At 51.4% G+C, this 10,544-nt stretch carries 12 protein-coding genes; 1 reads left to right on the top strand and 11 read right to left on the bottom strand.

The window, feature by feature from the left end; all coding sequences use genetic code 11:
- Positions 1-139 precede the first annotated feature (139 nt).
- From BMY09_RS19790 to BMY09_RS19770, 5 genes are all read right to left on the bottom strand, one after another.
- Positions 140-745, bottom strand: a complete 606-nt coding sequence (locus tag BMY09_RS19790) for a Yip1 family protein (protein ID WP_091361722.1) — start codon at positions 743-745, stop codon at positions 140-142.
- Between the two features lie 150 nt (positions 746-895).
- A complete protein-coding gene (gene cyoE / locus BMY09_RS19785; RefSeq protein WP_091361720.1) occupies positions 896-1,801 on the bottom strand; it encodes a heme o synthase in 906 nt (301 codons plus the stop codon).
- On the bottom strand, positions 1,794-2,786 hold the full coding sequence (locus BMY09_RS19780; protein ID WP_091361719.1) for a COX15/CtaA family protein: 993 nt from the start codon (positions 2,784-2,786) through the stop codon (positions 1,794-1,796). Before BMY09_RS19780 ends, cyoE begins: the two co-directional genes overlap by 8 nt.
- Position 2,787: 1 nt before the next feature.
- Positions 2,788-3,246 (bottom strand): hypothetical protein, encoded by a 459-nt coding sequence (locus BMY09_RS19775; RefSeq protein WP_091361717.1) that lies wholly within the window; start codon positions 3,244-3,246, stop codon positions 2,788-2,790.
- The gene (locus tag BMY09_RS19770; RefSeq protein WP_091361715.1) at positions 3,243-3,986 is read right to left on the bottom strand and encodes an SURF1 family protein; all 744 of its coding nucleotides are present in this window, start codon (positions 3,984-3,986) and stop codon (positions 3,243-3,245) included. Before BMY09_RS19770 ends, BMY09_RS19775 begins: the two co-directional genes overlap by 4 nt.
- A 20-nt stretch (positions 3,987-4,006) precedes the next feature.
- Between BMY09_RS19770 and BMY09_RS19765 the strand changes: the two genes are divergently transcribed.
- Complete coding sequence (locus tag BMY09_RS19765) at positions 4,007-4,264, top strand: twin transmembrane helix small protein (protein ID WP_091361714.1); 258 nt, start codon at positions 4,007-4,009, stop codon at positions 4,262-4,264.
- Here the strand turns inward: BMY09_RS19765 and BMY09_RS19760 are convergent.
- The 6 genes from BMY09_RS19760 to msrP all read right to left on the bottom strand — a co-directional run bounded on the left by BMY09_RS19760 (position 4,252) and on the right by msrP (position 10,521).
- The gene (locus BMY09_RS19760; protein ID WP_091361712.1) at positions 4,252-5,136 is read right to left on the bottom strand and encodes a cytochrome c oxidase subunit 3; all 885 of its coding nucleotides are present in this window, start codon (positions 5,134-5,136) and stop codon (positions 4,252-4,254) included. The two genes, BMY09_RS19765 and BMY09_RS19760, sit on opposite strands and share 13 nt — an antisense overlap.
- Complete coding sequence (locus BMY09_RS19755; RefSeq protein WP_091361710.1) at positions 5,133-5,711, bottom strand: cytochrome c oxidase assembly protein; 579 nt, start codon at positions 5,709-5,711, stop codon at positions 5,133-5,135. Before BMY09_RS19755 ends, BMY09_RS19760 begins: the two co-directional genes overlap by 4 nt.
- Positions 5,711-7,324, bottom strand: a complete 1,614-nt coding sequence (ctaD, locus tag BMY09_RS19750) for a cytochrome c oxidase subunit I (RefSeq protein WP_091361709.1) — start codon at positions 7,322-7,324, stop codon at positions 5,711-5,713. Before ctaD ends, BMY09_RS19755 begins: the two co-directional genes overlap by 1 nt.
- 4 nt (positions 7,325-7,328) lie before the next feature.
- Positions 7,329-8,444, bottom strand: coding sequence for a cytochrome c oxidase subunit II (coxB, locus tag BMY09_RS19745; RefSeq protein ID WP_091361731.1), 1,116 nt, complete (start codon positions 8,442-8,444; stop codon positions 7,329-7,331).
- 461 nt (positions 8,445-8,905) lie between these two features.
- Entirely contained in the window at positions 8,906-9,478 is a 573-nt protein-coding gene (locus tag BMY09_RS19735; RefSeq protein WP_245756637.1) for a protein-methionine-sulfoxide reductase heme-binding subunit MsrQ, read from the bottom strand.
- 17 nt (positions 9,479-9,495) lie between these two features.
- Positions 9,496-10,521 carry a protein-methionine-sulfoxide reductase catalytic subunit MsrP gene (msrP, locus tag BMY09_RS19730; protein ID WP_091361705.1) on the bottom strand — a complete coding sequence of 342 codons (1,026 nt, stop codon included), beginning with the start codon at positions 10,519-10,521 and terminating at the stop codon, positions 9,496-9,498.
- Positions 10,522-10,544 lie beyond the last annotated feature (23 nt).

Genomic DNA, 10,544 nt, shown 5'->3' with positions numbered 1-10,544 from the left:
CGTCCGCAAAACAGAATCCAAAAACATAAAAACCGCCTGACGGCGGTTTTATGTTTTTCGTTGCTTTTTCTAGCAGGAAACGCAGTTTCCGTTCTAACCACTAGCAAGCGACGAAGTCGCGTCTAGCTCCTAAAATAGACTAACCGCCTACATAGTTGAGAGGGATGACAGTACTCCACATAATAACCGTTACCGCCAGAAGCCCCACCAGAACACAGAGACCAACAGTCAGAATTGAAGAGGCGAAGAAAAATGCTCTGTCCTCAGGAATCTGCATGATTTCAGGCACTCCTGTAAACAACAGATAGACCGTATAGGCCAGTGCCACCATCCCTACGATCACATTCAGCCACAGAACCGGGTATAAACCGACAATACCCGCCATAAACATAGGTGTCGCGGTAAATGTCGCCAGCACCATGCAATCATCCAGGCTGGCTTTCCCGCCATAGGTTCGCTCCATCCAGTGGATAACATAAGCAATAAAGCCCACGCCTATCCACATCGCAACGTAAAATGCGATAGCCGCCATCATTGCACTCTGTATAGACAGTTTGACGAACTCTCCCCCGGAAATACTCCAGCCTATCTGGGTTGTACCAATAAAAAGCGACAGGGCCGGGATAGCTGCCAGAATGCTTATCTGTGACAAGAAGCAGTGCATCATTGAGTAATGCTCTTTACGTATATCTCGCCACTCATGTTTAGGGTCGTAGATGACACCCCACATATGTTGCAGAAACATAGGTCATTCCTCCCAAGGCTCGGATTCGTTCCCGGCCTTACTCTTGTTTTTGGGTAACCGCACTCTCCTTAACGTCCGGTTTTCATCTGTCGTTGACAGTCTTTAAAAATCAGAAAATCAAATCGATTGAAATTGTGTGTCCTATTTTAATCAGTGTAGACCTATTACGTAGTGATCGACCAATAACACGACAAATAACCACATAATATATTTCACACTGAACCAGAACATCGACATCGGCGCTGTTGAATCATTCGCCATATACACTCTTACAGCCCACTGGAAAAACCGCAGGTTCAGCAGCGTCACCCCTATAAGGTATATCAGACCACTCATACCGGTCATAAAGGGGAAAAGTGTCGTCAACACCATCAGCACGGTATAAAGCAGAATCTGCAGCCGGGTATAGCCCTCCCCATGAGTCACTGGCAACATAGGCACGCCTGCCCGGGCATAGTCATCTTTTTTATGGATGCACAGCGCCCAGAAATGCGGTGGCGTCCAGGCAAAAATAATCAGTACCAGCAGCAGACTATCCGGCTCGATCCGGCCAGTTACTGCAACCCAGCCCAGCAGTGGCGGGGCGGCCCCCGCGATCCCTCCGATAACGATATTCAGCGGTGTCGCCCGTTTTAGCAGCATGGTATAGATCAAGGCATAACCGATCAGTGCCCCGAGCGTCAGCCATGCGGTTAACAGGTTGGTCCAGAATATCAGTACTGTGATACCAGACAGGGATAGCAGGGCGGCAAACAGCAGCGCCCGGGTCTCATCAATCTTTCCCTGTGGTAATGGTCGGCGGTGAGTTCTGGCCATTTTGGCATCGATATTCCGGTCCATCACATGATTAACCGCTGCTGCTCCCGAGGCCATCAGGCCTATCCCCAATGTTGCACTGATCATGGTTGCTATCGGAGGGAGCTCCGGTGTTGCAAGACACATCCCCACAATAGCGGTGAGCAACATCACTGCCACGACTCTGAGCTTACACAACTCAAGGTAATCACGGCACAGAGCAAAGGGTGAATGGAATACTCGCTGCAGACTATTATTCATAGTAAACCTCCGATTCGTAACGCGCCTTAAGCCATAACAAGCACAAGAGCAGGGATACAGCTCCCACATGGTGCAACCACGCCAGCCAGGTGGGCACCCCATAAACCACATTAGCCCCTCCCATAAAAATCTGCACAATCAGCAGAGTGAAGAGAATCAGGGCCGGGGTTCTGCTGGCGCTGTGGCGCAGTGCCAGGGCTCCGGCCAGGAACATAGTCGCCACCACCACCAGCGCTCCAACCCTGTGGGTCATCTGTATCGCAGCCCTGGCTGGCTGGGAAAGGGTTCCGCCCTGATGATTCTGACCAATATCAAAACTGAGACTGAAACCTGACCTGAAATCCAGTTCCGTGCGCTGCCCTTCGACACAGCTTAACCAGTGAGTACAGGCCCAACCAGCGTAGTTCGCACTGGTCCATCCCCCCAGCAGAATTTGCATAAACAACACCAACACTGCCAACCGCATAATCCACCGCCCTGAAACAACTTTCGCTGGTTTAGCAGACTGACGCAGTTTGCCCGCCAGCAAAATAAGCATCATCAGGGTCAGCAAGCCTCCCAGCAGGTGCCCGGAGACCACGGGTGGCAGCAATTTGAGAGTAACCGTCCACATACCAAACACGCCCTGGCAGACCACCAGCACCAGAAGAAAAAGAGACAGACCCACCGGATATCCTGACTCTTTGCGTTTTTGCCAGGCAACCACCGCCAGCAGCAGAATCAGCAGTCCCAGTGTGGACGCCATATAACGGTGGATCATCTCCAGCCAGCCTTTTGCAGCATCAACCTCGACGCCGGCAAATTTTTGCTGTGCCTCGGCTATATGTGCTGCAGAGATGGGCGCAGTCATCTGCCCGAAACAACCGGGCCAGTCCGGGCAGCCAAGTCCGGCATCCATAATCCGGGTCCAGCCCCCCATCAGAATCACCAGCACAGCCAGAACAATGGCCAGATAACAGATAATCAGTGGGCGCCGGGTATTCATCTCATCCCACCTTAGAAATCCGTAGTAAACGTTTCAGGTCTTTGATAATCGATTGCGGCGGCAGTGACAGACTGTAGCGGGTAACCATAAATCCCTGAGGATCAGCCAGCAACAGTCCCACTCCCTGCTGGTTGTTTTCAACCTGCTGCCAGAGTAACCGATCCCTGTCCTTACCCAGTGAGGCATGCAGGTTTGGCAACAAAGCCTGCCAACGATGACATTCGTCACCACACTTGTCACCTACCAGCAAAATCAACCGCCAACTTCCCTCTGCGGTTAACGCCGGGTCGCCCAGTTGCAGATCACTCAGCGTCACACCCGGAGGGTAGAGTTCACCCTGGGTAATGTGCTCTGCAGGCCGCCAGCCCGAGAAATATGCCAGTGACGCACCCAACAGGGGTAACAGGGCAACCGCCCATACCAGCCAGAATACAGTACGCGGATAACCTGTGTTGCTCATAACACCTCCTGCCTGCGATGCCAGATAAGCCAGCCACACCCACCCATCAGCACAAGCGCCAGACCGAACCATTGAACGGCATAGCCGATGTGCCTTTCGGGTAACATTGTTACCACTGGCCAGCCGACCCTCAATTCGGGCAATAACGGTTTCTCCAGTCGAATCACCGCCGGATACAATCCGGGATGTCGTAGCCTCAGCCGGGTCATATCCAGTTGCTGTATTCTTACCAACCCGCTCTGCGACCAGGTATCAGGAAGCAGCTGTAACGGTGCTGACGGAGTAACCAGCCGGCCACTCAGACTGACAACCTTCTGCGGCAGATCAATCTCAGGCAACTGATCGCGATACTGACTGGCCGCTATCCAGCCCAGATTAACCAGCACCAACCGCTCCTCTCGCATCGATTTCTCCGCTTTAAAGGGCACAACCACCTCGTAACCTGCCCGTCCCTCTCGTGTTCTGTTATCCAACAAATAAATCACCTCAGGAACAAATCGGCCTCTCAGATGCACACCTACAGAGTCAGTCACAGACTCTGGCAACGCTGTCAGATTGGTACGGGCACTGTTCCAACGATCCAGCAATTGCTGCTTTTCGGCCGCCCGCTGCAACTGCCATACCCCCAGCCATAACAAAAGAGGGATCAGCAACACTGTCAACGTAACGATCACCCACTTGCTAAGCGGGAGCCTCTGGACTTTACTCATAGAGGCGTGTTTTAAAACAGTTTTACTCATTTCGAAACCGAGTACTGAATATGTTTAAGATCATCATTGTTATCATCTTTGCTCTGATCATTATCAGTCTTTTTGCAGGCCTCTATTTTCTGTTGAAGGATCAAAGTCGCTCACGACGTACCGTGCAATCGCTGGTTTTACGGGTATCCCAGGCGGCGTTCCTTCTGCTTATCATTCTGATTGGCTTTTACAGTGGCGAACTGCAACTACGCACCCCGTTCCCGCTGATGCCATCATCACAACAGCCCACGTCACAACAGCCCATTCACAACAGATAGACAAACAGGAATAATCCAACCCAGACTACATCCACGAAATGCCAGTACCATGAAACCGCCTCGAAACCAAAATGATGGTCTGGTTCAAAATGTCCCCGTATCACCCGCAGTAAAATAATTATCAGCATCAGCGTTCCCAGCGTCACATGCATGCCGTGAAACCCGGTCAGAATAAAGAATGTGGCACCATAAATACCGGCATGAAGTGTGAGCCCTAATTCGTGGTAAGCCTCGATATATTCCACCGCCTGGAACACCAGAAATGCCGATCCAAGGGCGATTGTGAGTAGCAACCACAGTATCACCTGAGGCCGGCGATCCTGCTTTAAGCGATAGTGAGCAAAGGTGACTGTAACACTGGAACTTAACAGTAACAGAGTATTCACCAGTGGCAGATGTAGCGGATCGATCAACCCACCAGGGCCAGGATAGGCAGTCATATCGGGGGTTTTCATCAGCGGCCAGGTGGCTTCAAAGCCCTGCCACAGCATATTCGCCACGCCTTTCTCTCCCTCCCCTCCCAACCAGGGCACTGAAAGATTTCTGACATAAAACAGAGCGCCAAAAAAGGCTGAGAAAAACATAACTTCAGAGAAGATAAACCAGCTCATTCCCCAGCGAAACGAACGATCCATCTGGTCTGAGTAGAGCCCCTGACGGCTTTCATCGATAACATGACCAAACCAGCCGGTGAGAATAAGCCCCATACAGAGCGCACCGGCCAGCAACAGTGTTAGTCCAAGTCCGCCACCGGCATCAGCACTCAGTGCGTTAATGAGTGTTCCGGCCCCGAAGGCGATCAGAAACAGGGAAACCGAAGCCATTATTGGCCAGCGGCTTTGAGCGGGTACATAGTAAGCCTGAGTACTCATAGAACACTCCTTGCAGGTGCAACAGCAATACCGCTGACCGGGCTGGATTCGGGGGTAATATCAAACAGGGTATAAGAGAGCGTGATGGTGGAGATATAGCCCGGCAATTGATCATCCACCATAAACACCAGCGGCATGGCGCGCTTTTCACCGGCAGCAAGCGGTTGCTGTTCAAAGCAGAAGCAGTTCACCTTGTGCAGGTAGGGAGCAGCTTCAGAGGGAGCCACACTGGGTATCGCCTGAGCGACCATATTCCGCTCGGTTGGATTAAATGCCAAAAAAGCGGTTTGCGTCATCTGTCCCGGATGGACCGAGATCTCCGCCTGCTCGGGTCGCAAACGCCACGGCATCGATTCATTATTGACCGCCAGAAACTGCACCCGTATCTGGCGTTTGCTATCAACTTTATATTCTTGTGTCAGAGCCCCCGTGTTCTGCAGTTTGCCGTTTAAGCCGGTCACATCGCAAAACACGTCATACAAAGGCACCAGTAAAAAGCCAAAACCAAACATCAGCACGGTCCCGGCTAACAGCTTTATTAACAGGGACCGATTACGTTGCTGCAGCTGATTCATCACACACCTCGGTCATTCTCTTTGTAGGGATGTGTAAATACTGGCGGCTCAGTGAACGAGTGATAGGGCGGTGGCGAAGGCAGCGTCCATTCAAGCCCATGACTACCTTCCCAGACCCGGTCTGTTGCTTGCCTGCCCGAGCGGATGCAACTGATGATGTTATACACAAACACCAGTTGGGAAAATCCAAACAGGAACGCGCCAAAGGTGGCCACCATATTGAAATCAGCAAACTGCAGCGCATAATCGGGAATGCGTCGGGGCATCCCCGCCAGACCCAGAAAGTGCATCGGGAAGAAGGTGATATTGACACCGATAAAAGAGAGCCAGAAATGTAGCTTAGCCATCGACTCGTTATACATATGCCCGGTCCACTTAGGTAACCAGAAATAGGTCGCTGCCATAAGCGCGAAAATGGAGCCGGGTACCAGTACATAGTGAAAATGCGCCACCACAAAGTAGGTATCGTGATACTGGAAATCCGCTGGTGCGATCGCCAGCATCAGGCCGGAAAAGCCGCCAATAGTAAACAGCACCACAAAAGCCAGCGCAAACAGCATCGGCGTTTCAAAGGTCATTGACCCCCGATACATGGTGGCAACCCAGTTAAACACCTTCACCCCGGTAGGCACGGCTATCAGCATCGTGGTAAACATAAAGAACAACTCACCGGCCAGCGGCATCCCTACAGCAAACATATGATGTGCCCAGACAATGAATGAGAGTATCGCTATCGATGCAGTGGCATACACCATTGAGGTATAACCAAAAAGACGCTTACGGGCGAAGGTGGGAATAATTTCAGACACAACCCCAAACGCGGGCAGAATCATGATATACACCTCCGGATGACCAAAGAACCAGAACACATGCTGAAACAGCACCGGATCACCACCACCGGCAGCATCAAAAAAGCTGGTACCAAAATGGATATCCATCAGCATCATGGTCACCACACCGGCTAAAACAGGCATTACCGCAATCAGAAGAAAAGCGGTTATCAACCAGGTCCAGACAAACAGAGGCATATCCATCAGCTTCATGCCAGGGGCGCGCATATTAAGAATCGTGGCGATCACATTGATCGCCCCCATAATCGAACTGATTCCCATCATATGCACGGCAAAGATGAAAAACGTCACACTGGGCGGAGCGTATGTAGTGGACAGCGGAGCATAAAAAGTCCAGCCGAAATTGGGGCCACCACCCTCCATCAACAGCGTGGAAAGCATCATGGTGAAAGCAAAGGGCAGGATCCAGAAGCTCCAGTTATTCATCCGCGGCAGCGCCATATCCGGGGCACCGATCATCATTGGGATAAGCCAGTTTGCCAGACCGACAAAAGCGGGCATCACCGCGCCAAACACCATAATCAATCCGTGAGAGGTGGTCATCTGATTGAAAAACTCGGGTCTGACCAACTGCAATCCTGGCTGAAACAGTTCGGCACGAATGGTCAGCGCCATACAGCCACCAATAAAGAACATTGTCAGGCTGAAGAACAGATAGAGCGTACCGATATCTTTATGATTGGTCGTGTAGAGCCAGCGGGTGATACCTGTGGCAGGGCCATGGTGACCTGTACTATGGACTGATTGCTCTAAGCTACCCATCACCCTACTCCTTCAACAACTTACTGATTTGTTGAACCGTAACCACACCGCCCTGGTTACCCCATGAATTACGTTCGTAAGTGATCACTGACGCCAGATCGACCGCTTTGAGCTGTTCACCAAACGCCTGCATCGCGGTACCGGAGCGGCCATGCAGTACCACATTGATATGCTCAGCAGGATCTCCTGTCATTAACGGGCTTCCTGCCAGTGCCGGGAAGATACCTGGGAGCCCCTGTCCTTCCGGCTGATGACACGCGGCACAGGTGCCTTTGTAAACCTCTTCTCCCCGGGACATCAGCTCAGCCTGACTCATCTCCTTCTGCGCCGATACTGCCTCTGCAGCTTTAAGGCTGGCTTGCTCTGCAACCCATAGTTGATAATCTTCAGGAGATTTAACATCGACCACAATCGGCATAAAACCGTGATCCCTGCCACAGAGCTCGGCGCACTGGCCGCGATAGATACCCGGTTCATCAACCAGGGTCCAGGACTCATTAACAAAACCGGGAACGGCATCTTTCTTAACCGCCAGTGCAGGCACCCACCAGGAGTGAATGACATCGTTTGACGTCAACAGGAAACGCACCTTTTTACCGGCAGGAATGACCAGAGGATTATCCACTTCCAACAGATAGTGTTCCCCCTTGAGCTGTTCATTACTGATCTGTTCGCGGGGAGTCGCCAGGGTACTGAAAAAATCGATATCCTGATTGAGATATTTATACCGCCATTTCCACTGATATCCGGTTATCTGAATATCGATGTCCGCATTGTTTTTATCGTACATCTGAATCAGCGTGGTACTGGCGGGCACCGCCATCGAAACCAGAATCACAACAGGGACAATGGTCCAGATGATCTCGACCCAGGTGCTTTCATGAAAATGAGCAGCTTTCGCTCCACGGGATTTGCGGTGCCAGATGATCGACCAGAACATCACGCCGAACACCACCACAGCAATGGCCACACAGATATAGAAAATGATCATATGCAGGTTGTAGACAGATCGACTGATCTCAGTTGCCCCTTCAACCAGATTTACCTGCCACTGCGCTGTCACCAGCGGCGCATAAAAAAGCCCCGCAAAAAACAGGACCCTTCCAATACGTCGTCTCATTCTCAGGCCTCCTTTCTGTTGAATACTCAACAGCTGCATACCAAGCCTAAAATGATCCTTTTTAGTCCAAACCAATATCCCAGTCGATCACTTGGTTATAAGCCAGTATAGCAGCAGATTTCAGAGTGCAAGGGGAAAGTTCCGTCGCTAAACAGAGGACAGGGGCGCATGAATGCCGCCCCTGTAGGAGAGAAAAAACCGATAAATTTTTCTGAAAACTGCCTATCCTGCCAACGTCGTTAAAAGCCAGTACAGTAACGAAATCAGTGCAATCAGAAACACTGCTGAAGCCAGCAGCCCTAACCACATCGATTGCATAGGAATATTATATTTCCTTTCCCTTTCATCGGGTGGCTTGGTAAAAACCATGCACCACGATCTGTGAATTCTGGCGATCCAACTTATTAACAGCAGCAGTTTTTCTGAGAACAGGTTCGGATACATAAGAACCACCCCTCTTATTAACTGCGCCTCTTAAGGTATAGTCGATAGCCAAGCAAAATAGCCAACAGAATTGCAAAAATAAGTTGTTGAAAGAAGTCTGAGCGAATCTGCCAGACGAAGTGAAACAGCACCAACAGACTGGCAGGATAGATCAGCAAATGCAGTTTTTTCCAGCGTCTGCCAAGCCGGCGCTGCATCTTCTGCGTGGACGTTACGGCTAAGGGCAGCAATAACAATAACGCCAGTGATCCCATGACAATATAGGGACGTTTTGTCAGCTCAGTCATCAGCATATCCCAGCGCCAGCCAAGCAGGAACGTAGCGAATGCCAGCAGATGCAGAACCGCATAGAAAAAAGCATACAGCCCGAACATGCGCCGATAAGCCATTAGCCAGCGCCAGCCGAAAAACTTTCTCAACGGCGTAACCGCCAGCGTCAGCCATAGCCAACACAGCGCCCAGAACCCCAGCTCTTTAACAATATACTTAGCAGGATCAGCCCCCAGGTCATTGGTCAATAAACCTTCAACCAGCATCCCCAGCGGCAGCAACAGTAATAAGAAAAATAACCACCAGCGAAAAAGCCTCATGGGTGCCACTGACACCATCAGAACCACTGGGTCAGATCCATCCCCTTATAGAGATGGGCAACCTGGTCGGCATAGCCATTAAAGGGCAGTGTATCAATAATATTGGGTGTTAACAGTGAAGAGGGTAAACGCCGCTCGGTCGCCTGGGACCAGCGCGGGTGGTCAACTTCAGGGTTAACATTGGCATAGAAACCATACTCATCCGGCGCAGTCATGTTCCAGCTGGTTGCCGGCATGGTTTCACTGAAATGGATCCGAACAATGGATTTGATCGATTTAAAACCGTACTTCCAGGGCACAACCAGCCTTAACGGTGCGCCATTCTGAGGGGGCAAAGCATTACCATAAAGCCCCACCGCCATCAGTGTTAGCGGGTGCATCGCCTCATCCATTCGCAGTCCCTCCACATAGGGCCACTTTATCGTGCTAAAAAAGCCCCGCTGTCCCGGCATCTGTTCTTTATCCAGCAGCGTGGTGAACTGCACATATTTCGCTTTCGAGGTGGGCTCGAACCGTTTAATCAGATCCGCCAGCGGGAACCCCAGCCAGGGAATCACCATCGACCATGCCTCGACACAGCGCAGACGGTACACCCGGTCCTCCAGTGCATGGGGGGCAAGAATATCTTCCAGATGATAGTTGCCCGGCTTAGCCACTTCACCGCTGATCTCAACCATCCAGGGGTCGGTTTTAAATTCCTGGGCATTGCGCACCGGATCACGCTTATCCGTACCAAACTCGTAGAAGTTATTGTGGGTGATTACATTGTAGTAGGGTGCGAGGGTTTCACGGGTTGATAACTCTGCATTACGGCCAGCCTCTGCCAGCTTAGGTTGCAGCCAGTCAGGCCCTTTATATCGCGGCAGGTCCGCCGGAATATCATATCCGGCCGCCTCTGTCAGGGATGGAAGCCCCACCACAGGGAGTGCCGCGACAGACAGCGCCGCCTGCATAAAACGACGCCGGTCACGATACACTGACTCGGGCGTGATCTCAGATGGCAGGACCGGTTGCGATCCGCCAGATTTATACCGCTTCACCATAACCACCTCCTGCCTGTATTGGA

The sequence above is a fragment of the Amphritea atlantica genome, assembly GCF_900111095.1.
Taxonomy (GTDB): domain Bacteria; phylum Pseudomonadota; class Gammaproteobacteria; order Pseudomonadales; family Balneatricaceae; genus Amphritea; species Amphritea atlantica.
Note: the sequence above shows the minus strand (reverse complement) of the source record. Positions and strands in the feature narration are given on the sequence as shown.

Excerpts from the sequence above, each read along its gene's own strand:
- cyoE (WP_091361720.1), bottom strand. The coding sequence starts at position 1,801 with ATGAATAATAGTCTGCAGCGAGTATTCCATTCACCCTTTGCTCTGTGC.
- coxB (WP_091361731.1), bottom strand. The coding sequence starts at position 8,444 with ATGAGACGACGTATTGGAAGGGTCCTGTTTTTTGCGGGGCTTTTTTAT.
- msrP (WP_091361705.1), bottom strand. The coding sequence starts at position 10,521 with ATGGTGAAGCGGTATAAATCTGGCGGATCGCAACCGGTCCTGCCATCT.
- BMY09_RS19760 (WP_091361712.1), bottom strand. The coding sequence starts at position 5,136 with ATGAGTACTCAGGCTTACTATGTACCCGCTCAAAGCCGCTGGCCAATA.
- ctaD (WP_091361709.1), bottom strand. The coding sequence starts at position 7,324 with ATGGGTAGCTTAGAGCAATCAGTCCATAGTACAGGTCACCATGGCCCT.
- BMY09_RS19780 (WP_091361719.1), bottom strand. The coding sequence starts at position 2,786 with ATGAATACCCGGCGCCCACTGATTATCTGTTATCTGGCCATTGTTCTG.
- BMY09_RS19735 (WP_245756637.1), bottom strand. The coding sequence starts at position 9,478 with ATGAGGCTTTTTCGCTGGTGGTTATTTTTCTTATTACTGTTGCTGCCG.
- BMY09_RS19790 (WP_091361722.1), bottom strand. The coding sequence starts at position 745 with ATGTTTCTGCAACATATGTGGGGTGTCATCTACGACCCTAAACATGAG.
- BMY09_RS19775 (WP_091361717.1), bottom strand. The coding sequence starts at position 3,246 with ATGAGCAACACAGGTTATCCGCGTACTGTATTCTGGCTGGTATGGGCG.
- BMY09_RS19770 (WP_091361715.1), bottom strand. The coding sequence starts at position 3,986 with ATGAGTAAAACTGTTTTAAAACACGCCTCTATGAGTAAAGTCCAGAGG.
- BMY09_RS19755 (WP_091361710.1), bottom strand. The coding sequence starts at position 5,711 with ATGAATCAGCTGCAGCAACGTAATCGGTCCCTGTTAATAAAGCTGTTA.
- BMY09_RS19765 (WP_091361714.1), top strand. The coding sequence starts at position 4,007 with ATGTTTAAGATCATCATTGTTATCATCTTTGCTCTGATCATTATCAGT.